At 67.0% G+C, this 20,167-nt stretch carries 28 protein-coding genes and 1 tRNA gene; 19 read left to right on the plus strand and 10 right to left on the minus strand.

Features of this window, described 5'->3' with window-relative positions; translation table 11 throughout:
- Nucleotides 1-66: 66 nt before the first annotated feature.
- Both cofH and QRT08_RS10970 read left to right on the plus strand, forming a co-directional pair.
- On the plus strand, nt 67-1,413 hold the full coding sequence (gene cofH, locus QRT08_RS10965) for a 7,8-didemethyl-8-hydroxy-5-deazariboflavin synthase subunit CofH (protein WP_286045988.1): 1,347 nt from the start codon (nt 67-69) through the stop codon (nt 1,411-1,413).
- Between the two features lie 61 nt (nt 1,414-1,474).
- Complete coding sequence (locus QRT08_RS10970) at nt 1,475-2,032, plus strand: metal-dependent hydrolase (protein WP_369684833.1); 558 nt, start codon at nt 1,475-1,477, stop codon at nt 2,030-2,032.
- A gap of 51 nt (nt 2,033-2,083) precedes the next feature.
- Here QRT08_RS10970 and QRT08_RS10975 read toward each other — a convergent pair whose 3' ends face one another.
- Both QRT08_RS10975 and cofG read right to left on the minus strand, forming a co-directional pair.
- Nucleotides 2,084-2,593, minus strand: a complete 510-nt coding sequence (locus QRT08_RS10975; RefSeq protein ID WP_286045990.1) for an Hsp20/alpha crystallin family protein — start codon at nt 2,591-2,593, stop codon at nt 2,084-2,086.
- A gap of 142 nt (nt 2,594-2,735) precedes the next feature.
- A complete protein-coding gene (cofG, locus tag QRT08_RS10980) occupies nt 2,736-3,812 on the minus strand; it encodes a 7,8-didemethyl-8-hydroxy-5-deazariboflavin synthase subunit CofG (RefSeq protein WP_286045992.1) in 1,077 nt (358 codons plus the stop codon).
- A gap of 94 nt (nt 3,813-3,906) precedes the next feature.
- Here cofG and QRT08_RS10985 point away from each other — a divergent pair, with 94 nt between their 5' ends.
- A complete protein-coding gene (locus QRT08_RS10985; RefSeq protein WP_286045993.1) occupies nt 3,907-4,665 on the plus strand; it encodes a creatininase family protein in 759 nt (252 codons plus the stop codon).
- A gap of 103 nt (nt 4,666-4,768) precedes the next feature.
- Here the strand turns inward: QRT08_RS10985 and cofC are convergent, their stop codons facing one another.
- The 3 genes from cofC to QRT08_RS11000 form a co-directional block, all read right to left on the minus strand.
- Complete coding sequence (gene cofC / locus QRT08_RS10990) at nt 4,769-5,368, minus strand: 2-phospho-L-lactate guanylyltransferase (protein WP_286045994.1); 600 nt, start codon at nt 5,366-5,368, stop codon at nt 4,769-4,771.
- A gap of 51 nt (nt 5,369-5,419) precedes the next feature.
- Nucleotides 5,420-6,601 (minus strand): tubulin/FtsZ family protein, encoded by a 1,182-nt coding sequence (locus QRT08_RS10995; RefSeq protein WP_286045995.1) that lies wholly within the window; start codon nt 6,599-6,601, stop codon nt 5,420-5,422.
- A 131-nt stretch (nt 6,602-6,732) separates the two neighbouring features.
- The gene (locus QRT08_RS11000; RefSeq protein WP_286045996.1) at nt 6,733-7,662 is read right to left on the minus strand and encodes a complex I NDUFA9 subunit family protein; all 930 of its coding nucleotides are present in this window, start codon (nt 7,660-7,662) and stop codon (nt 6,733-6,735) included.
- 98 nt (nt 7,663-7,760) lie between these two features.
- Between QRT08_RS11000 and tmk the strand changes: the two genes are divergently transcribed.
- Complete coding sequence (tmk, locus tag QRT08_RS11005) at nt 7,761-8,339, plus strand: dTMP kinase (RefSeq protein ID WP_286045997.1); 579 nt, start codon at nt 7,761-7,763, stop codon at nt 8,337-8,339.
- Here the strand turns inward: tmk and QRT08_RS11010 are convergent.
- A complete protein-coding gene (locus QRT08_RS11010; protein WP_286045998.1) occupies nt 8,336-8,647 on the minus strand; it encodes a DUF7991 family protein in 312 nt (103 codons plus the stop codon). The genes tmk and QRT08_RS11010 overlap by 4 nt on opposite strands.
- Before the next feature lie 71 nt (nt 8,648-8,718).
- Between QRT08_RS11010 and pdhA the strand changes: the two genes are divergently transcribed.
- The gene (pdhA, locus tag QRT08_RS11015; RefSeq protein WP_286045999.1) at nt 8,719-9,762 is read left to right on the plus strand and encodes a pyruvate dehydrogenase (acetyl-transferring) E1 component subunit alpha; all 1,044 of its coding nucleotides are present in this window, start codon (nt 8,719-8,721) and stop codon (nt 9,760-9,762) included.
- Nucleotides 9,763-9,764: 2 nt separating this feature from the next.
- Here the strand turns inward: pdhA and QRT08_RS11020 are convergent, their stop codons facing one another.
- The gene (locus tag QRT08_RS11020) at nt 9,765-9,995 is read right to left on the minus strand and encodes an Lrp/AsnC family transcriptional regulator (RefSeq protein ID WP_286046000.1); all 231 of its coding nucleotides are present in this window, start codon (nt 9,993-9,995) and stop codon (nt 9,765-9,767) included.
- Nucleotides 9,996-10,085: 90 nt separating this feature from the next.
- On the opposite strand from QRT08_RS11020, the gene QRT08_RS11025 reads away from it, so the two are divergent.
- Both QRT08_RS11025 and QRT08_RS11030 read left to right on the plus strand, forming a co-directional pair.
- Nucleotides 10,086-10,769 carry a potassium channel family protein gene (locus tag QRT08_RS11025; protein ID WP_286046001.1) on the plus strand — a complete coding sequence of 228 codons (684 nt, stop codon included), beginning with the start codon at nt 10,086-10,088 and terminating at the stop codon, nt 10,767-10,769.
- Between the two features lie 2 nt (nt 10,770-10,771).
- Nucleotides 10,772-11,002: an Lrp/AsnC family transcriptional regulator gene (locus QRT08_RS11030; protein WP_286046002.1), complete on the plus strand. Its 231-nt coding sequence runs from the start codon at nt 10,772-10,774 to the stop codon at nt 11,000-11,002.
- Here the strand turns inward: QRT08_RS11030 and QRT08_RS11035 are convergent.
- Both QRT08_RS11035 and QRT08_RS11040 read right to left on the minus strand, forming a co-directional pair.
- Nucleotides 10,999-11,481: a DUF5813 family protein gene (locus QRT08_RS11035; RefSeq protein ID WP_286046003.1), complete on the minus strand. Its 483-nt coding sequence runs from the start codon at nt 11,479-11,481 to the stop codon at nt 10,999-11,001. The genes QRT08_RS11030 and QRT08_RS11035 overlap by 4 nt on opposite strands.
- A 43-nt stretch (nt 11,482-11,524) precedes the next feature.
- Nucleotides 11,525-11,782 carry a hypothetical protein gene (locus tag QRT08_RS11040; protein ID WP_286046004.1) on the minus strand — a complete coding sequence of 86 codons (258 nt, stop codon included), beginning with the start codon at nt 11,780-11,782 and terminating at the stop codon, nt 11,525-11,527.
- 135 nt (nt 11,783-11,917) lie between these two features.
- Between QRT08_RS11040 and QRT08_RS11045 the strand changes: the two genes are divergently transcribed.
- The 3 genes from QRT08_RS11045 (at nt 11,918) to QRT08_RS11055 (ending at nt 14,006) form a co-directional block, all read left to right on the plus strand.
- Nucleotides 11,918-13,261 (plus strand): hemolysin family protein, encoded by a 1,344-nt coding sequence (locus tag QRT08_RS11045; RefSeq protein ID WP_286046005.1) that lies wholly within the window; start codon nt 11,918-11,920, stop codon nt 13,259-13,261.
- Nucleotides 13,262-13,347: 86 nt separating this feature from the next.
- Nucleotides 13,348-13,602 (plus strand): AbrB/MazE/SpoVT family DNA-binding domain-containing protein, encoded by a 255-nt coding sequence (locus QRT08_RS11050; RefSeq protein ID WP_286046006.1) that lies wholly within the window; start codon nt 13,348-13,350, stop codon nt 13,600-13,602.
- Nucleotides 13,584-14,006, plus strand: coding sequence for a PIN domain-containing protein (locus QRT08_RS11055; protein WP_286046008.1), 423 nt, complete (start codon nt 13,584-13,586; stop codon nt 14,004-14,006). Before QRT08_RS11050 ends, QRT08_RS11055 begins: the two co-directional genes overlap by 19 nt.
- A gap of 168 nt (nt 14,007-14,174) precedes the next feature.
- On the opposite strand, the gene QRT08_RS11060 is transcribed toward QRT08_RS11055, so the two are convergent.
- Nucleotides 14,175-14,245 (minus strand) — tRNA-Gly (locus QRT08_RS11060).
- Between the two features lie 196 nt (nt 14,246-14,441).
- Here QRT08_RS11060 and QRT08_RS11065 point away from each other — a divergent pair.
- The 9 genes from QRT08_RS11065 to rpmC are packed head-to-tail and all read left to right on the plus strand — an operon-like array spanning nt 14,442 to nt 20,161.
- The gene (locus QRT08_RS11065; RefSeq protein ID WP_286046009.1) at nt 14,442-15,302 is read left to right on the plus strand and encodes a putative RNA uridine N3 methyltransferase; all 861 of its coding nucleotides are present in this window, start codon (nt 14,442-14,444) and stop codon (nt 15,300-15,302) included.
- A 4-nt stretch (nt 15,303-15,306) separates the two neighbouring features.
- Nucleotides 15,307-16,320, plus strand: coding sequence for a 50S ribosomal protein L3 (locus QRT08_RS11070; RefSeq protein WP_286046010.1), 1,014 nt, complete (start codon nt 15,307-15,309; stop codon nt 16,318-16,320).
- A gap of 1 nt (nt 16,321) precedes the next feature.
- Nucleotides 16,322-17,074 carry a 50S ribosomal protein L4 gene (gene rpl4p / locus QRT08_RS11075; protein WP_286046011.1) on the plus strand — a complete coding sequence of 251 codons (753 nt, stop codon included), beginning with the start codon at nt 16,322-16,324 and terminating at the stop codon, nt 17,072-17,074.
- The gene (locus tag QRT08_RS11080) at nt 17,071-17,319 is read left to right on the plus strand and encodes a 50S ribosomal protein L23 (protein ID WP_286046012.1); all 249 of its coding nucleotides are present in this window, start codon (nt 17,071-17,073) and stop codon (nt 17,317-17,319) included. The genes rpl4p and QRT08_RS11080 overlap by 4 nt, the downstream gene beginning before the upstream one ends.
- Complete coding sequence (locus tag QRT08_RS11085) at nt 17,320-18,042, plus strand: 50S ribosomal protein L2 (protein ID WP_286046013.1); 723 nt, start codon at nt 17,320-17,322, stop codon at nt 18,040-18,042.
- The gene (locus QRT08_RS11090) at nt 18,039-18,464 is read left to right on the plus strand and encodes a 30S ribosomal protein S19 (RefSeq protein ID WP_286046014.1); all 426 of its coding nucleotides are present in this window, start codon (nt 18,039-18,041) and stop codon (nt 18,462-18,464) included. The genes QRT08_RS11085 and QRT08_RS11090 overlap by 4 nt, the downstream gene beginning before the upstream one ends.
- Before the next feature lie 10 nt (nt 18,465-18,474).
- The gene (locus QRT08_RS11095) at nt 18,475-18,942 is read left to right on the plus strand and encodes a 50S ribosomal protein L22 (RefSeq protein WP_286046015.1); all 468 of its coding nucleotides are present in this window, start codon (nt 18,475-18,477) and stop codon (nt 18,940-18,942) included.
- Entirely contained in the window at nt 18,942-19,892 is a 951-nt protein-coding gene (locus QRT08_RS11100) for a 30S ribosomal protein S3 (protein WP_286046016.1), read from the plus strand. Before QRT08_RS11095 ends, QRT08_RS11100 begins: the two co-directional genes overlap by 1 nt.
- Complete coding sequence (gene rpmC, locus QRT08_RS11105) at nt 19,892-20,161, plus strand: 50S ribosomal protein L29 (protein WP_286046017.1); 270 nt, start codon at nt 19,892-19,894, stop codon at nt 20,159-20,161. The genes QRT08_RS11100 and rpmC overlap by 1 nt, the downstream gene beginning before the upstream one ends.
- Nucleotides 20,162-20,167: the final 6 nt, after the last annotated feature.

Raw genomic sequence — 20,167 nt, forward strand, 5'->3', positions numbered from 1 at the left:
CGCCACCCGGCGAGGAAACCGCCGGTACCGATCAGATTTTTGTCCGTGGGGTGGCGTCATACGGTGATGGCCGTCACGCCCGAGGTCGAACGCGAGTTCGCGTTCGATCACCGACCGGAGACCGACCAGTCCTTCGAGAACGCGCTCGCGAAGGCACGCGCCGGCGAGCGGCTCACGGTCGACGACGGGATCGAACTCATGACGACCGGCTCCGATCGGGCGGGGATCGACCCCGAACGCAAGGAACTCGTCCTCGAGGCGGCCGACGCCCGGCGTGCCGAGGTCGTCGGCGAGGAGGTCACGTTCGTCGCGAACCTCAACAACAACGTCACCACCGCCTGCAATACGGGCTGTCTGTTCTGTAACTTCAAGGACACCGCGAGCAATTTTGAAGTGGATTCGGCGGTCGAGCATCCCGGCTTCACGAAGACGCCCAAGGAGTCCCGAAAAATCGTCTCGAACGCGCTCGAACTGGGGATCTACGAGGTCTGTTCGGTCTCGGGGCTGCATCCGGCGTTCGCGCTCGATTCCGAGCATCTCGAGGTCCTGCGAGCGGCGGACGAGGACCCCGAACTGAACTTCAAGCCGCCCGAGCGCTACGTCACCGATCCCAGTACCTACGCAGAGCAGATCGAGGCGATGAGCGTCGGGGGCGTCCATGTCCACTCGATGACGCCCGAGGAGGCGTATCACGCCCGCCGGGGGACCGATTGGAGCTACGAGGAGGTCTACAGCCGGCTGGCCGAGGCGGGGCTGGACTCGGTTCCGGGCACCGCCGCCGAGATCCTCGTCGACGAGGTCCGGGACGTGATCTGCCCCGGGAAGATACACTCGAACGAGTGGGAACGGGCGATCGAGGCCGCCGCGAACGTCGGGCTGGACACCACCTCGACGATCATGTACGGCCACGTCGAGAACGAGGCCCACCGCGTGATGCACCTGAAACGGGTTCGGGATCTCCAGGACCGCACCGGCGCGATCACCGAGTTCGTTCCGCTCTCGTTCATCCATCAGTCGACGCCACTGTACGAACGCGGCGTGGTCACGGGCGGGGCGAGCACCGACGAGGACGAACTCCTGATCGCCGTCTCGCGGCTCTTTCTCGACAACATCGAGAACATCCAGTCGAGCTGGGTGAAGTACGGCGACGAGCAGGGCCTGAAGATGCTTTCCTGTGGCGCGAACGACTTCATGGGGACGATCCTCTCGGAGGAGATCACCAAACGCGCCGGCGGGGAACACGGCGAGTTCCGGAGCGTCGGGGAGTTGGTCGAGATGATCGCCTCGGTGGGGCGGGTCCCCGTCGAGCGCTCGACCGACTATCGAGAGAAGCGACGTGTCGACCCCGAGGACGGCCCACACGGGCCACGGTTGGGGCCGCGTGCGGACGGCACGCCGATGGTCGTCGAGTGACGCTCGCCAACCGATCGCGCGGTTCGGAACGCATATCTCCCTCGGGACGTAGAATAGAGGGATGATGAACACCACGCACGGGGCCATCGGCGTTGCGATGGCGTCCGTGACGGTCCTCGTGGCCCCGGAGTTCGCCGCGGTCGCCGCGGTCGCCGCCCTCCTGGGAAGCGTGTTCCCGGACCTCGACCTCTTCTTCGGGACCCACAGGAAGACGCTTCACTTCCCGATCGTCGGGTGGGTCGTCGCCCTCCCCGCGACCGTCTGGGCCGTCCTCGCGCCCTCCGTCGAGAGCGTCGGAGCGGCCTTTTTCGCGCTCGGGGCGACCGTCCACGCCGTGACCGACGCCGCGGGCGCGGGCCACGAACTCCGCCCGTGGGAGCGGACCTCCCAGCGGGCGGTCTACGCCCACGTCCTCGGGCGCTGGATCGCTCCTCGGAGATGGATCCGCTACGACGGCGCGCCGGAGGACCTCGTGTTGATGGGCGGCGTCACCCTCCCCGTGCTCGTCCTCTACGACGGCCTCGTCCGGAACGTCATGCTGCTCGCGCTGGTGATCTCGGTCGTCTACACCACCTACCGCAAACGGATGCCCGACCTCACGCCCGATTGGCTGGGGTGAGCCGTCGCCTCGCGCGAGCGAAACGTGTTCCAGGTATCGGGAGTCGACGGCTCACTCCGTCGGTCGCAGTCGGACCGCGAGAACGCCGTTGTTGAACCGTACCGTCGTCGCTTCGGCGGACGCCCACGGGAGATCGACGCGCTCGAGGGCGGATCCGTCCCTGCCGATCACGAGCTCGTTCGTCCGCGGATCGATGCCGACCGAGAGATCGTCCTTGCTCGCTCCGGGAACGTCGGCGGTCACGAGGTACTCGTCGTCGATCCACCGTGTGTCGACGAAACACTCCCCGTTTTCGGATCCCGTCGATCGCACGCGTTTCGTCCGGTTCGATCGAGGTTCGTCCGCGGTCGATCGATGGATCGGCTCGCTCTCGTCGTTCGGCTCCTGCGACCGGACCGGAGCGTCGCTCACGTTCACCTCGATCAGGCTCCCCAGCAGGTCCGTCAGCGGTCGCAACCCGGCCTCGAGCCGGAATCCCCTTAACGCGCCGCCTGTTCGCTCGTCGGTCGCCGATTTTTTCGACTCCGCTTCGTCCCCCTCGTCCGTCCCCTCATCGCTCATGGCTAACTCCCGTGGACGCTTCGATCATCGAATCACTCGATGTTATTTGTTAACGTATCGAACGGCATAAAGCGTCCGATTTACCGATACGAACCGGGATGCGATGGGATCGTCATTCCGTTGAACTCACGCTTGCAGGGCGTCATCGCCGTTCGAGCGGCGCCTTCGAGTCGCCGATCGAATCGATTCCCCGCCGGACTCGCTCCGAGAGCCACTCCCCGTCGACGTATCGGTCGTGGACCGGGAGGCGCTCTTCGAGGGGGACGCCCGCCTCGTCGGCGATCGCCTCCAACTCCCTGAGCGCGGGCCAGGCGTAGTCGGGGTTGATGTGGTCGTCGGTGATCGGCGAGACGCCGCCCAGATCGTCGACCCCGCAGTCGAGCAGGTCCCGTACGGGCGCGAGGTTCGGGGGAACCTGGACGGAGACGTCCTCGGGGAGGGTCGCCCGCGCCATCGCGACGGTTCGGCGCATCGTCCCGAGGTCGGGCGACCCCTCGCGCCAGCGCTCGTTGTTCGAGACGGGCTGGACGATCACCTCCTGGACGTGGCCGTAGCGCTCGTGGAGTTCACGGATCGCGAGCAGGCTCTCTGCCCTGTGGCGCCACCCCTCGCCGATCCCGACGAGGATGCCCGTCGTGAAGGGCACGCCGAGTTCGCCCGCCGTTCGGATGGTGGCGAGGCGCTGGCCCGGCGACTTCGCCCGGGGACCGCCGTGGGCCCGGACGCCGGCGGTCGTCTCCAACATGACGCCCATGCTCGCGTTGACGTCCGCGACCCGCTCCATCTGTTCTCGGGTCTGGTCGCCGGGGTTCGAGTGGGGTAGGATGCCGACGTCGAGCGCGAGTTCGCACAGCTCACGGAGGTACGAGTGGATCGAGTCGTGGCCCCACGCCGCGAGCCGGTCGTGAATCTCCGTGTACCGGTCGTCGGGGTCGTCGCCGAAGGTAAAGAGCGCCTCCGTACAGCCCGCCTCGACGCCCGTCTCGAGGATCTCCCGTACTTCCTCGCGAGAGAGCAGGCTGGCCTGCCCCGGCGGATCGAAGTACGTACAGTACGTGCAGGTGTAGCGACAGGCGGTGGTGAGGGGGACGAACACGTTCTTCGCGAAGGTGAGTTCGGGGGCCGACGAGACGTCTTCGGGCCCGACGGCGAGCGCGCGGTCCACCTCGGGGTCGTCGAACGAGATGTCAATGTCGTACTCCTCGGCCCCCGGGATCATCGTTTTCCAGTACTCGCCCAGCGACAAAAACCCCCGGCTACCGGCCGGTTCCGCGTCGTGCGGGTTTATGTCCGAGTCGTCCGTCGAACGAGCCATGTCCACACGGCAGTCGGTACTCCTCGAGGAACGGACCTGGCCCGAGGTCGAGGCGGCGCTCGAAAACGGAACGAAAACGGCGGTCGTCGCCGTCGGATCGGTCGAACAGCACGGCCCGCACCTCCCACTGATCATGGACACGCTCGCGGGCGACGAACTCGCGCGGCGGGTCGCCGAAAGGCTGGGCGATGCGCTCGCGGCCCCGACGATCCGTCCGGGCTGTTCCGGCCACCACATGGAGTTCCCGGGGACGATCACGGTTCCCTCCGAAACGTTGATGGAAACCAGTAGAGCGTACTGCCGGTCGCTCGACGAACACGGCTTCGAGCACATCGTCCTCCTCCCCACTCACGGCGGGAACTTCGCGCCGGTCAACACCGTCGCGCCCGAGGTCGCCCGGGAGATCGATGCGAGCGTGATCGCGCTCGCGGACCTCGACGAACTGATGGAGCTGATGAACGAGGGTCTCCGGGAGGCCGGCGTCGAGTACGAGGAGCCGGTCATCCACGCGGGGGCCGCCGAGACGGCCATCGTGCTCGCGGTCGCGGAGGACCTCGTCCGAACCGACGAACTCGCCGTCGGCCGCGAGGGCGAGATCTCGGTCTCGCGCCTGCTGAGCGAGGGATTCGCGGCGATCACCGAAACCGGCGTACTGGGCGATCCCTGCGAGGCGACGCCCGAGGCCGGCGAGGCGATCCTGGAGCGGATCACCGAGGCGTACGTCGAGCGGATCGAGGCAGAGCGCGGCGCCGTCTGATAGGGAGTATCGTAGAGGTCCATCGGTTTCCTGCCCGGGGATCGAACCACGATGTCAGCTCTCGGGATCGAGGGATCCGGTTGGCTACGATAATCCCTATGAGTCACTCCCGCTCGACGGCGAGGCGGCTCTCGCGTCGCACCAGCGAGAAGCCCGTGTCACGCAGCCAGTCTGCGGCCGCGCCATCGCCGTGAATCAGCACCTCGACGAGGTCGGCGGGTTCGTCGATGTCGGTCGCCAGCCGGTGCGAATCGACGACCCCTACCGAACCGATCTCGGCCGCGCTCGCGCGGTGTTTCAGAAACGAGCCGCCGTGGTAGTCGACGCGGAAGTCCGGATGGCGAGAGACGAGCGCGTTCGTCCCGCCGCCACGGCCCGGCGCGAGGGCGACGTCGCCGGACGTCTCGAACAGTTCCTCGAGGGCGTCGGACGTGGCGAGCGGCAGATCGGCCATCACGACCGCCGTCTCGGGATCGAGCGCCGCGTTGACCGCCTCGGTGAGCGGCCGGTCGTCGACGGTCGTCGGAGCGTCCACGTCGAGGGGCGCCGTCGCGAGCACCTCGCTTTCGCCGCCCGCCTTCCTGACTCCTTCGAGGACGTCCCCGAGCATCGCCCGCGAGAACTCGCGTCGTTCCCCGGGGCTGAGCAGGCTCGACAGCCGGGTTTTGGGCTCGACCGTGGCGAACGGGACGACGACGCGCATCGCTCGCGGGTCGGCCACGAGCGCTAATAAGGGGTGGGGTTCGACGCCCCGTCAGAACAGCGGGTCGAGTTCGTTGCCGTCGTCGTTGACCAACCGGTCGAGGTTGGTCGTGCTCTCCTCGCGGATCTCCTCGATGTTGTCCTGCGCCTCGACGGCGACCTGCTGGAGTTCCCGAATGCGAGGAACGTCGTTGATCCCCGACAGCAAGAGGACGGCCGAGACCTCGTCCGCCCCGGTGACGGGGTAGTCCCCGCCGCGGACCTCCATGCTGCCGGTCTGCTCCTCGATCCACTTGCGCCCGCGTTCGATGCCCTTCCGGTTGAGGTGTCGCGGCGGACCGGCCATCACGAGCAGGGCGCGTTCGGTCCCCCGGATCTCACAGGGCAGGGTCAACCGTCCGAGCGCGGCCTTCCGGACGAGGCTGGTGATCCGGTTGGTGGTGTGGGCGGTGTCGACCTCGGGTTCGTTCCCGCCCGTAAAGCGCGAGAGCAGGCCGCCGCCGGTCGACTCCTCCCGACTGAGGACCTCCGAGGCGTAGCCCACCGTCGAGACCCCACCACCGGAAAGGGTGTTGATGATCTCCGAGGAGTCGACGACGCTCTCTGCGACCTCGTCGCCCGCGGCGACCTCGCCGGCGCCGAAGAGGATGCCGAACCGGGTGACGATCTCCTCGTTGATCTCGCGGTAGCCGCCCTCGACGGACTCGCCGGTCTTGCGCCACGAGTCGTTGTCGAAGACCATCAGGTTGTCCACCTCGCGGACGAACGTCTGGAACGAGCGGGCGGCGTTCAGCGTGTAGATCCCTCCCTCGTCGCCCCCGGGCAGGATGCCGAGTCCGTAGACGGGTTCGGTGTAGATGCGCTTGAGGTGGCGTGCGAGGACGGGCGCGCCGCCGCTCCCGGTGCCGCCGCCCATGCCGGCGACGATCAGGAAGGCGTCGATCTCGTGGGTCGGGATCCCGTCGATCGCGCCTTGGACCTCGTCGATGTCCTCCTCGGCGACTTCCGCGCCGAGTTCGTTGTCGGCGCCGACGCCGTGACCTTTCACGCGCGCCTGACCGATCAGGACGCGCTTTTCCTCCGGAACGTGTGTGAGTCCGAGCAGGTCCGCCTTGGCGGTGTTGACCGCGACCGCCGCACGGACGATCGCGCTACCGGTGCGGTCGTCGTACTCCAGGAAGCGGTCGACGACCTTCCCGCCGGCTTGCCCGAACCCGATCATCGCGAGTTTCATATTTCAGACAGTTCTCCGTTGACACTAAATGGTCGCATGAAGTACATAAATCTTGTGATATAATTGGAGTTAAAATTAACTATCTGAGACGGGGGTCGCAGCGAGTTCGCGGGACGCGTACCGGCGACGGGCTATCCCCGGTTCAGATACGCTTCGAGCGTCAACAGGTCGTCCTCGCTCAGGTCGAAGGCCCCGAGGTCGTTCTCGCGCGTGGTGTTGTCGAACTCCAGCGAGCGGACCTGATCCGACCCGAAGGGGATGAAGGGAACGGGATCGATCGCCGCCGATCCCAGTTTGGCGAGCGCCATCGGGATCGGGACGACGGTCACGGAGCGCCCGTCCGTCCTGTGAGCGAGTTTCGCCACCTCCGCCATCGTCAGCACCTCGGGACCGCCGATCTCGTAGGTCTCGCCGACGTGGCGCTCGTCCTCGACGGCGCCATCGGAACTCGAAGCGTCCCGATTGCCGGTCGAAGTGCCTTCGACGACGTCCGCGAGTATCGACGCGACGTCCTCGACGTGGATGGGCTGGAATCGCGTTCTGCCGCCGCCCGGTAGCGGCGCGAGGTACGGCGGGGTGAGCTTCTTCGTGAACTCGACGAACTCCCCGCCGTCGCCGAACACCACCGATGGCCGGACGATCGTCCAGTCGAGGTCCGACTCCCTGACGACCGCCTCCGCCTTGCCCTTCGCGCGGATGTACTCGGTCGGCCCGTTCGGGTCAGCCCCGAGCGCGCTCATCTGGACGAGACGCTCGACGCCGGCGTCGGTCGCCTCGCTCACGACGTTTCTGGTCCCGTCGAGGTGGACCGACTCGTGGGTGGTGTCGCCCGTCGGCTGGAACAGCGGCGAGAGCGCGACGAGGTTCACCACCACGTCTTGGCCCTCGAAGTCGAGCGAGGCACGGTCGGTCACGTCGCCCTGAACCACCGAAACGCCGGCCGGGAGGTCGCTCGCGTCCGGCGAGCGCGCGAGCGCGGTCACGTCGTGGCCCCGCTCGTCCAACTCGGCACACAGGTGTCGCCCGATGAAGCCCGTCCCGCCGGTCACGAGAACCCTCATATCCCGTACGTGTGTCCGATCCGTCGTAAACCTACTGCCGGATCGCTCGCGAGCCCCGTATCCGACAGACTCTACCGGGTCCCGGTGGAACCCCGGGTATGCTCGTCACCCTCGAAGGCCTCGACGGCAGCGGCAAGACCACCGTCCACGAGGCCCTCCACGACACCTTTCCGGATGCGATCTTCACCCGCGAGCCCACCGACTCGTGGTACGGCGAGGCCGTCTCGCGGTCGATCGCGGACGACGACGCCGACCCGCTCGCGGAACTGTTCCTCTACACCGCGGACCACGCCGATCACCTCTCTCGAACGGTGCGCCCCGCACTCGACGCCGAGGAACTGGTGATCTCCGATCGGTACTCCGACTCCCGATACGCCTACCAGGGCGCGGCGCTGGAGGGTACCATCGACCGCCCGATGGAGTACGTCCGCGGGATCCACGCGGCGTTCACCCGCCCGCCCGATCTGACGGTCTACCTCGACGTCGATCCCGAGACGGGCGCGAGGCGCAGCGGCGCGACGAACAAGTTCGAGCAGTCGGAGTATCTGCGACGGGTGCGGGCGAACTACGAGCGCCTCCTCGACGCCGAACCGTCCCGGTTCGTCCGGGTCGACGCCACCCGCTCGCCCGAGGCGGTGCTCGATCGGGTCGAGCGGGTGCTCTCGGAGGCGCTCTAACCCCGTCGGGCGAGTTCGACCTCCTCGGGGGAGGGCATCCAGAACAGGTCGATCGCGAACCCGAGAAGCAGCGGCATGAGGATCGTGACCAGCAGCACCGTCTGGCGGTCGATCGCACCGAAGACCGGTAGCTGGCCGAAGAAGAGCAGCGAGAGCGCCAGCACGATGGGGACGAGAAACAGCGAGAACACCACCATCCCGCCGCGGGTGTCGAGGCGCAGCCTGAAGAACCGAATGAGGACCGACGCGATCACGGTGTGGACCCCGACGACGACCCCGAGGCCGACGACCGTCCCGAGACTGAGCATAAGGGGGATAGGAGGGGCGCGACCTTTTCGGTATCGGAATCGCTTTCAGCCCACCGGGAGTCGGGCCGGTCATGTACCGCGTCATCGACGAACACCCCCTCTCGGCGACCGACGTCGGCGAGGAGCGCGCGCGGGCGCTCTACCGCGACATGGTCCGGACCCGCCGGTTCGACGAGCGGGCGCTCTCGCTGCAGCGACGCGGCTGGATGAGCGGCTATCCCCCGTTTGCGGGCCAGGAGGCCTCGCAGGTCGGCGCGGCCCACGCGCTCTCCGAGCGCGACTGGCTGGTCCCCACCTATCGGTCGAACGCCGCACAGATCGCCCGCGGGGTCCCGATGAGCGACCTCCTCCGGTTCCGGCGGGGCTACCCCGAGTTCGCCTCCGATCACGACCTGCCGATCCTCCCGCAGACGGTGCCGATCGCCTCGCAGATCCCCCACGCCGCGGGGCTGGGAATGGCGATCGACTATTCGGACGACGAGGCGGCGGTGCTCTGTTGTTTCGGCGACGGCGCGACCAGCGAGGGCGACTTCCACGAGGCGCTGAACTTCGCGGGCGTGTTCTCGACGCCGACGGTCTTCTTCTGTGAGAACAACGGGTGGGCGATCTCGATGCCGCGGGAGCGCCAGACCGCGAGCGAGTCCATCGCGATCAAGGCCGACGCCTACGGGATCACGGGTACACGGGTCGACGGCAACGACCCACTCGCGGTCTACGCCGTCGTGCGCGAGGCGCTCTCGCTGGCCCGCGCGGGCGAACCCGTCCTCGTCGAGAGCCTCACCTACCGGCGGGGCGCCCACACCACCAGCGACGACCCCTCGCGCTACCGCGACGAGGAGGACCTCCCCGAGTGGCGAACGGCCGACCCCGTCGAACGCTACGAGAAGTATCTCCGCGAGGAGGGCGTCGTCGACGAGGCGCTCGTCGAGGAGGTCGAGGAGGGGGCCGAAGCGGAACTCCGGCGGGCGGTCGAACGGGCCGAATCTGGACCCGAGGTACGCCCGGAGGAGGTGTTCGACCCGGTCTACGGGGAGGCCCCACATCGCCTCGAGAAACAGCGCGACTGGCTGCTCGCGTACGTCGAGAGGGGCGGCCCACAGGGGCTGGACCGGTAGTCTCAATCGAGCGAGATGTAGGTCTTGGTGTCGGCGACGCCGTCGAGGCCCTGGAGTTCCGAGGACGCCGTGTGCAGCACGTCGTAGACCTCCTCGGTGTCGACCTCGGCGATGATGTCGTAGTCGCCGGCGACGATGTGGGCCTCCGAGATCGACGCGATCTCGCGGGCGGCGTCGACCATTGCCTCCGCCTTTCCGGCCGCCGTCTTCACCATCACGAATGCGTGAACCATCACCAATGAGATACGTTACCGTGGGTCAAAAGCCTTTGCCCGATGGCGAGTGGGGTAACATTATTCACACCCCCCGGCGTATGGTGGTCCATGCGATTCGTTATTATCGGTGCCGGTCGGGTCGGGTTGCGCACGGCGCGCGTGCTCTCGGCGGAGGGCCACGAGGTCGTCCTCGTCGAGCGCGACGCGGACATGGCGGATCGCGCCCGAACGGAGGGCTACGAGGTCGTCGAGGGCGACGGCTCCCGCGAGTCGGTGCTCGAAGAGGCCGGGATCGACGCCGCGGACGCCTTCGGCGCGCTGACGAGCGACCTCAACGCGAACTTCGCGGCGTGTATGATCGCGAAACACCACGGCTGTCGGACGATCCTCCGGATCGACGAGGACTACCGCGAGGACATCTACCGGAAGTACGCCGACGAGGTCGACGAGATCATCTACCCCGAGCGCCTGGGCGCGATCGGCGCGAAGAACGCCCTCCTCGGGGGGGACATCCGTGCGATCGCCGACATCGCCCAGAACCTCCAGGTGGTCGAACTCACCGTCCAGCCCGGCTCGCCGACGAAGGGCTATACGATCAGCGAGCTCTCGCTGCCCGCCGACGCGACGCTGCTCGCGTTCGGGAAGGGCGACAGTCCGATGGCGATCCCCTCGCCGGACCAGTCGCTCGAGGCGGGCGATCGTCTTGCGGTCCTCGCGGACTTCGGGGTGCTCGACGACGTCCGACAGCTGATCGTCGGCGACGCGAAACCCGCCGCGGCAGGAGGTGTCTAACGATGGTCACAGCATACGTCATGGTCAAAGCGAACACGGGAGAGGCCGATCGACTCAAAGGCTCGATCGAGGAGATAACGGGCGTCAGCGAGGCCCACATCGTCGCCGGCGACGTCGACATCATCGCCAAGCTGAGCGTCGACTCGCCCGCACAGGTGAAGGAGATCGCCGCCGACGGCATCCAGGGGATCTCCGGCGTCGAGGACACCCGAACGTACATCGCGATGGACTAGGCGCCGCCCTCGTCGTAGTTCTGCGTCGCCCGATCGAGCAGCGACGCCGCCGGTTCGCCGTACTCGTAGCCGGGGACGATCCCCTGGACCCACGTCCCCTCGACGAACTCGACGAGCGCCTTCGCGTTCTCGGCGGCGCGCTCGGGGTCCGAACTCGAAAAGGCCATCTCGACGCGGACCGCCCGTCCCTCCCGCGTCACCTCCGAATCGATCGATTCGAGGCCGGTCGTCACCTGTTCGGGCCCCTCGAGCCGGAGCGTCAGGGTGTCGAACCACCCTTCCTCGACCACCGCGGCGACCGTCTCTCCCTCGACGACGGCGCCGAGCGTCGGCACCCGCACGACGACGCGATAGCGCGTCTCTCCGTCCCCGTCGTCGGTCTCGACGACCGCCTCGAACGGCGTCGTCGTCAGTTCGTGGCCCGCCTCTCCCCGCTCGTAGGCCGCGTGCTCGGAGAGGGCGGCGTCTGCGTCGGTCATCGTCGGAACGAGGGGAGCGGGGAGTAAGGGGGTTACGCTCCGTTCAGGCGTTCTCGTCGTCGGGGCTTCGCGCCGCACCCATCGCGTCGACGTCGTAGCTCTCGCGCTCCTCGATCGCCCGGCGGTGCTGGTCGATCTCCGCCTCGATGGCCTCGGCGCGTTCCTCGTCGACCCCGTCGGACTCGCGGAGGTCGTCTAGCTCCTCGCGGGCGGCGTCGAGGCGTTCGCGGGCCCGTTCGTCGTCCTCGATCTCGGTCACCCGTGCCAGCGTCGCCTCGATCTCGTTGAGCGTGTCGGCCATACTCACGAGACGGTATCGAGGACGGTATAGATGGGGGGTCGTCCGGCGCTATCGTTTTGTGACGGCCCCGATAAGACCAGCCGTGTCCGTATCCTACACTCGGGATCTCGATTCGGGACGGTCGCGGGGGAGCGCATGGTAGACGTCCTGTTCTCGGTCGGCGGGCTACTGCTGGCGCTCTTTCTCGTGGTGTTGAACGGCTTTTTCGTGGCCTCCGAGTTCGCGTTCGTCCGCATCCGTTCGACCGCCGTCGATAGGCTCGTCGGAGAGGGTCGGGCGGGCGCCGAGACGTTGGCCGAGGCGGTCGACAGCCTCGACGACTACCTCGCGGTCACCCAACTCGGCATCACGATCTCCTCGCTCGGGCTGGGCTGGGTCGGCGAACCCGCGGTCGCGGCGCTCATCGAGCCGGTGCTCGAATCCGTCCTCCCGCCGGGCGTCATCTCGCTGGTCGCGTTCGCGATCGGCTTCGGCTTCATCACCTTCCTCCACGTGGTCTTCGGCGAACTCGCGCCGAAGACGATCGCCATCCAGAAGGCCGAACGGATCTCGCTGCTGGTCGCCCCGCCAATGAAGCTCTTTTACTACCTGTTCGTCCCGGGGATCGTCGTCTTCAACGGCACCGCCAACTTCTTCACGCGGCTGATCGGCGTCTCTCCCGCCTCCGAGACCGAGGAGACACTGAGCGAGGAGGAGATCCTCCTCGTCCTCACGCGCTCGGGAAAACAGGGCGCGGTCGACATGGAGGAGGTCGAGATGATCGAGCGCGTCTTCGACCTCGACGACACCGCAGTCCGGCAGGTCATGATCCCCCGGCCCGACGTGGTGTGGATCCCCGCCGACTGCCCGCTCTCGGAACTCCGCTCGATCATCGTCGAGGCGGGCCACACCCGCTATCCCGTTCTGGAGGGGGAGAACGACGACGAGGTCGTCGGGTTCGTCGACGTCAAGGACGTCCTGCGGGCGATCGAGGACGGGGAGGAGCCAACCGCCCGCGACCTCGCGCGCGAGGTGATCATCATCCCCGAAACGGGCCGGATCGACGACCTGCTGGCGGGGTTCCAGCGCGACCGAAGCCAGATGGCCGCGGTGATCGACGAGTGGGGCGCCTTCGAGGGGATCGTCACCATCGAGGACATCGTCGAGGAGATCGTCGGCGACATCCAGGACCAGTTCGACGTCGAGGTCGAGGAGCGCGAACCCTCGATCGAGCACCTCGGAGACGGTGCCTACGCGATCGACGGGGGCGTCTCCCTCTCGAACGTCAACGACGCGCTCGACGCCGAGTTCGAACGCGCGGAGTACGAGACCATCGGTGGCTTGGTGCTCGACCGACTCGGGCGGGTGCCGGAGGTCGGCGACGAGGTCTCGGTGGAGGGCTACCGGCTCTCGGTTGAGGTGGTCGACGGGACGCGGATCTCGACGGTCGTGGTTCGGAAGGAAAAAGCCGAGGAGGGCGAACCAGAGACCTCCGAGTGAGGGTGGTCCCATGCTCGTTTCGATGCCCAGTTGTAAGGAACACATCTATAAACAATGACAGTGAATACAAAGTAAGGGGGAATGCAATGAGTATCACTACCGAGGCCACGATCACGAGTAAGGGACAGATCACCATTCCGAAGGAGATCCGAGACAGATTGGAACTCACACAGGGTGAAACCATTTCGTTCGAACTCACCGAAGAAGGGGTGGTAGTGATGCGCAAAGCGGGAGATCCGCTTGCGCAGTTGCGTGAACTCCGGGAGGAGATCACGTTCAGCGAAGCTGATATCAAGGCGATGAAGCGGGACTCGAAACACCAGTGGAGCAAGTACGAGTGATTTTTATCGATTCATGGGTCTGGATCGAGTACTTTTCTGAGGATGACCGGTGGCGTGATGCCGAGGCTGTCCTCGAAAAAATTCCCTCGGAGGGTGCCGTGATCACTCCGACGGTACTGATGGAAGTCCACTATCGAATCGAACGAAAAGCCGATGAACGCCGTGCGGACCGCGTAATCGATACGATTCGCCGGTTCGACGAACTCGATATCGTCCCTGTAACCACCGAGGTTGCACTGAATGCTGCGAGGCTCCGAGAGCGCCACTATCAGCGCGGCGAGCGTGAACTCTCATACGCTGACGCTATTCATCTGGCCGCCGCGCTGATGACCGGCTGTGAGGTACTTTATTCGGGAGATAGCGACTTCGAAGGGTTAGACGAGATCCGAACGGAAATCGTCTGAACACTCGCACCCCGTCGCGGTTGCTCGCAGTTTTGCGTTCAGCAAAAATGCGCTGGCTGGGATTTGAACCCCGCGAGACGGTCGGCCTCGCTTCGCTCAGCCGCTGCGACTCGCTTGCTCAAATCCAGCGTAACGATATTTCTGTTCGCGTGAGTGCTCGCAGAAATATGCGCTGGCTGGGATTTGAACCCAGGTTGTGACCATGGCAAGGTCACGTGATACCACTACACTACCAGCGCCCGGTTGCACTTTCGGGTATTCCGGTGACGAGTATAAGGCTTCCGAATCGGGGGCGGACGCCGCCGTCCCGAACCCTCCGGGATCGGCCGTCCTGAGCGTGTGAAACCCACACGTTCGGCGAGAAAACGCTACCCTTTTAGGTCCTGATCCGATACCTTCGCCACAGTCTAGTGCCACGGCGAGAAAGTAGCTGGCATGACCGTCAGCATACTCGTTCCGTCGTCGCTGGTCCGGGAGGCCGAGGACAAACGCGAGGCGACTCGCAAACTCGGCTACGTCGCCCGCGCGGCGACCGTCTTCCGGGCCGACCGCCTGATCGTCTTCCCCGATTCGGATGGGGAACGCAGGTGGGGCGGCGGGTTCGTCGAAACCGTACTCGCGTACGCCGCAACGCCCCCGTACCTCCGAAAGGAGGTGTGGGATACGCGGGACGAACTGGAGTATGCGGGCGTCCTGCCCCCGCTTCTCGCCGTGTCACGGACCGGCTCCGGATCGAACGGTTCGGGGTCGTTAAGACAGGGACTCGTGACCGAGGTCGGATCTGAAGGGCGCGTACGGGTCAATTGCGGACTGCAACACCCACTCTCCCTCATTACGCCTCCCGGGATGGAGGTCGAGGAGGGGGAACGCGTGACCGTCAGGATATCTTCGCGACGACCGGTCCGTGCGAAACTCGTCGAGGAGCCGTCGGGGCTCGAAGTCGAGCGGACGGACCTCTCGGTGGCGCTCGGCCGCCCCGACGCGGGCGTCCGGATCGCGACTTCTCGCTTCGGCGAGGAGCTCACGATCGGGCGCCTCTCGGGGCTCTCAGCGCGCGTCCAGCGCGACGGAACCACCGTCGCCTTCGGCGCGCCGGGCCGCGGGCTGCCGGCGATACTAGACGTGGAGGCCGAACGTGTTGCCGCCGGTCGGTCGGCGGACGCCGTCGAACCCGAATCGGGCGAACCCGAACGGTTCGACCTTTGGCTCAACACGATCCCACACCAGGGCAGCGAGACGGTGCGAACGGAGGAGGCGATGTTCGCGTCGCTCGCGTGCCTGACACTCACGGAGTGAGACAATGCCACAACCAAGCAGACCACGCAAAGGCTCGTTAGGGTTCGGCCCACGGACGCGCGCCGCCAGTGAGGTGCCGCGCTTCAACTCGTGGCCGGACGACGACGGACAGCCAGCGCTGCAGGGATTCGCCGGTTACAAGGCCGGCATGAGCCACGTGGTGATGGTCAACGACGAGGCCAACTCGCCCATCGAAGGCACCGAACAGACGGTGCCCGTCACCATCGTGGAGACCCCGCCCATGCGGGCGGTCGCTCTGCGCGCGTACGAACAGACCGCTTACGGACTCCAGCCCCGCGGCGAGGTCTGGGCCGAGGAGTTCGACGACGAACTCCACCGCGCCCTCGACCTCCCCGAGGAGTTCGACGAGGCGGCCCGCGACGACCTCGAGGCGGCGCTCGACGAGGGACGGGTCGACGACCTCCGGGTCATCACCCACACCTCGCCCGCGTCGGTTCGGGGCGTCCCGAAGAAGAAGCCCGACATCATGGAGACCCGCGTCGGCGGGGGCTCGCTCGAAGAGCGCGCCGAGTTCGCGCTCGACCTGCTCGACGAGGGCGGCGAACACGACGCGACCGATGTGTTCCGCGCCGGCGAGTACCTCGACGCCAGCGGCGTCACCACGGGCAAGGGCACCCAGGGCCCGGTCAAGCGCTGGGGCGTCCAGAAGCGAAAGGGCAAACACGCCCGCCAGGGGTGGCGCCGACGCATCGGCAACCTCGGCCCGTGGAATCCCTCGCGGGTTCGCTCGACGGTCCCCCAGCAGGGCCAGACCGGCTACCACCAGCGCACCGAACTCAACAAGCGCCTGATCGCGCTCGGGGAGGAAGACGACGTCAACCCCGACGGCGGTCTCGTCAACTACGGCGAGGTATCGGGCCCCTACGCGCTGATCAAGGGGTCGCTGCCGGGCCCAGACAAGCGACTGATCCGGTTCCGCCCCGCGATCCGGCCGAACGACCGACCGCGACTGGACCCCGAGGTCCGGTACGTGTCCACCGCATCGAACCAGGGATAACATGAGCACGAAAACCATCGATCTGGACGGCAACGAGGCGGGCGAGATCGACCTGCCGGAGGTCTTCGAGACGACCTACCGGCCGGACCTGATCAAGCGCGCCGTGCTCGCCGCCCAGGCAAACAGACAGCAGGACTACGGCGCGGACCCCTTCTCGGGCAAGCGCACCTCGGCCGAGTCGCTGGGGACGGGTCGCGGAATGGCGCGCGTCCCCCGCTCGAACGGGCAGGGCAAACGCGTGCCACAGGCCGTCGGCGGCCGCCGGGCACACCCACCGAAGGCCGAGAAGGACCGCTCGCAGGACATCAACACGAAGGAGCGAAAGCTCGCGACCCGAAGCGCGATCGCCGCGACCACGGACGCGGAACTCGTCGCCGAGCGGGGCCACCGCTTCGACGAGGACGTCTCGCTGCCGCTGGTCGTCTCAGACGAGTTCGAGGAGCTGATCAAGACCAAGGAGGTCCTCGCGTTCCTCGAGAGCGTCGGCCTCGCCGACGACGTCGCGCGCGCGGACGAGGGCCGGAAGGTCCGCGCGGGTCGCGGGAAGACCCGCGGTCGCAAGTACAAGGAACCGAAGTCGATCCTCTTCGTCACCTCCAGCGAGGCCGGCCCGTCGAAGGCCGCCCGCAACCTCGCGGGCGTCGACGTCGCGACCGCGCGCGAGGTCAGCGCCGAGGACCTCGCGCCGGGCACCCACCCGGGTCGACTGACGGTCTGGACCGAGAGCGCGATCGAGGAGGTGGCCGACCGATGACGATCCGCCACCCCCTCATCACCGAGAAGGCGATGAACGACATGGACTTCGAGAACAAACTCCAGTTCATCGTCGACCTCGACGCCACCAAGCCGCAGATCCGCGAGGCGATCGCAGACCAGTACGACGTCGAGATCACCAAGGTAAACACACAGGTGACCATGAACGGAACCAAGAAGGCGACCGTGCGACTGTCAGAGGACGACGACGCACAGGAAGTCGCCTCCCGAATCGGGGTGTTCTAGATGGGGCGACGAATCAGGGGCCAGCGGCGTGGCCGCGGCGGATCGGTGTTCCGCGCCCCCTCGCACCGCTACAAGGCGGACCTCTCGCACCGGCGCGCGGAGGACGGCGACCTGCTCACCGGCACGGTCGTCGGGATCGAACACGACCCCGCACGCAGCGCCCCCGTCGCGGACGTGGAGTTCGACGACGGCGACCGGCGTCTCGTCCTCGTCCCCGAGGGCGTCGGCACCGGCGAGGAGATCCAGGTCGGGATCAGCGCGGAGATCAAGCCCGGCAACACGCTGCCGCTCGCGGAGATCCCCGAGGGCGTCCCGGTCTGTAACGTCGAGTCGAAACCCGGCGACGGCGGCCGGTTCGCGCGGGCCAGCGGCGTCAACGCGACGCTGATCACCCACGACCGAAACGCCGCGGTCGTCCAGCTTCCCAGCGGGGAAGTCAAGCGGCTCTCGCCCGACTGCAGAGCGACGATCGGCGTGGTCGCCGGCGGCGGCCGCACCGAGAAGCCGATGGTCAAGGCCGGAAACAAGTACCACAAGATGAAAGCCCGGGGCACGAAGTGGCCCCGCGTGCGCGGCGTGGCGATGAACGCCGTCGACCACCCGTTCGGTGGCGGCGGCCGCCAGCACCCCGGTCGCCCCAAGAGCGTCTCGTCGGACGCACCGCCGGGACGGAAGGTCGGCGACATCTCCTCGCGACGCACGGGGAGAGGTGGTAACAGATGAGTTCATCCGATTACAGAACCGGCCAGGAGGGCGAGTTCACCTTCCGTGGCCACACGATCGACGAGTTGCAGGAGATGGAGCTAGAGGAAGTCGCGGAACTGCTGCCCGCCCGCCAGCGGCGGAGCATCGAACGCGGCCTGTCGGTCGAGAAGCAGAAACTGCTCGAGAAGGCCGAGGGGCGTGACCCCGAGGAGAGCGCGAACAACCCGATCCGCACGCACCTGCGCGACATGCCGATCGTGCCGGCGTTCGTCGGGAAGACGTTCGCCGTCTACAACGGCCAGGAGTTCGAGCGCGTCGAGGTCCGCCCCGAGATGCTCGGGCACTACCTCGGCGAGTTCCAGCTCACGCGCCAGTCGGTCGAGCACGGCCAGGCCGGGATCGGCGCGACCCGCTCCTCGAAGTTCGTGCCACTGAAATGAGGTAAAAAGGATGGGAATCAGCTACAGCGTGGACGCGGACCCGGAGACGACGGCGAAAGCCATGCTCCGAGAGCGTCCCATGAGCCACAAGCACAGCAAGGAGGTCGCCCGCGAGATCAAGGGCAAGACCGCGGGCGAGGCCATCGCATACCTCGAATCGGTCGTCGCCGAGGAGCGGTCGGTCCCCTTCAAATCGCACAACTCCGGCGTCGGCCACCGAAACGACATCGACGGCTGGGACGCCGGCCGCTACCCGAAGAAGGTCTCGGAGGCGTTCCTCGACCTGCTCGGGAACGCCGTCGGGAACGCCGACCACCAGGGCTTCGACGGCGAGTCGATGCGGATCATGCACGTCGCCGCCCACAAGGTCGGCGAGTCGCCCGGGAGGAAGCCACGGGCGATGGGGCGGGCGACGGCGTGGAACACCCCGCAGGTCGACGTCGAACTGATCCTCGAAGATGAGGAGGAGGACAACTGATGGCAGACGAACACGAGTTCATCCAGAACGGGATGCAGCGCTCCCAGATCGACGAGTTCTTCGCGACGGAGCTCGAGCGCGCCGGCTACGGCGGCATGGACGTCGCGAAGACGCCGATGGGGACCCAGATCGTCCTCAAGGCCGAGAAACCCGGCATGGTGATCGGGAAGGGCGGGAAGAACATCCGCAAGGTGACCCGCCAGCTCGAGGAGCGCTTCGACCTCGACGACCCGCAGATCGACGTCCAGGAGGTCGACGAGCCCGACCTGAACGCCCAGATCGTCGCCGACCGGCTCGCGAACGCCCTCGAACGAGGGTGGTACTTCCGGAAGGCCGGTCACACCACGATCGACCGGATCATGGACGCCGGGGCGCTCGGCGCGGAGATCGTCCTCTCGGGGAAGGTCACGGGCGCGCGCTCGCGCGTCGAGAAGTTCAACCGCGGCTACGTCAAGCACAACGGCGAACCCGCCGAGGAGATCGTCGACCGCGGGCTCGGAACGGCCGTGATGAAGCTCGGCACGATCGGCGTCAACGTCAAGATCATCCCGCCGGGCGCACAGCTGCCCGACGACTTCCGGATCCACGACGACGCCGAGGTCGAGGACCTGATCGCCGACACCGCGGAGACCGACGAGGGCGTCGACGACCTCCTCGAAACCGTCGACGAAGAGGTCGACGAGGAGGCCGTCGAGGCGCGCGGCGTCGCCGACGAGACCGACGCCGCCGAACCCGGCGCGGTGACCGAGACCGACGGCACCGTCGAGGAGGAGGGCGTCGACGAGGAGTTCGTCGACGAAACGGGCGCGCTCGACGATGACGTCGTCGAGGAAGTCGAGGAGGAGGTCGACGAGGAAGACCTCGAACTCGAGGAGGACATCGAGGCCGAGGCGGCCGAACTGGTCGCCGAGATGGAAGCCGAAGAGAGCGGCGAGGAGGGCGATAACTGATGGCGATCCTCCACGCAGCGGAGATCCGCGACATGACGCCCGCCGAGCGCGAGGCCGAAGTCGAGGAACTCCGGACGGAGTTGTTGAACATGAAGGCCGTCCAGGCCGCGGGCGGTGCGCCGGAGAACCCCGGTCGAATCGGGGAGCTGAAACGCACCATCGCCCGCGTGAAGACGATCCAGGGCGAGGAAGGCGACGATGCCGGACGAGCGGCGCAGCCGCGAGACGCGGATTCCGACGAGGCGGACGCCTCCGAGAGCGAAGAGTAACGAACC

Origin of the sequence: Halalkalicoccus sp. NIPERK01, from assembly GCF_030287405.1 — an archaeon.
Lineage (GTDB): Archaea > Halobacteriota > Halobacteria > Halobacteriales > Halalkalicoccaceae > Halalkalicoccus.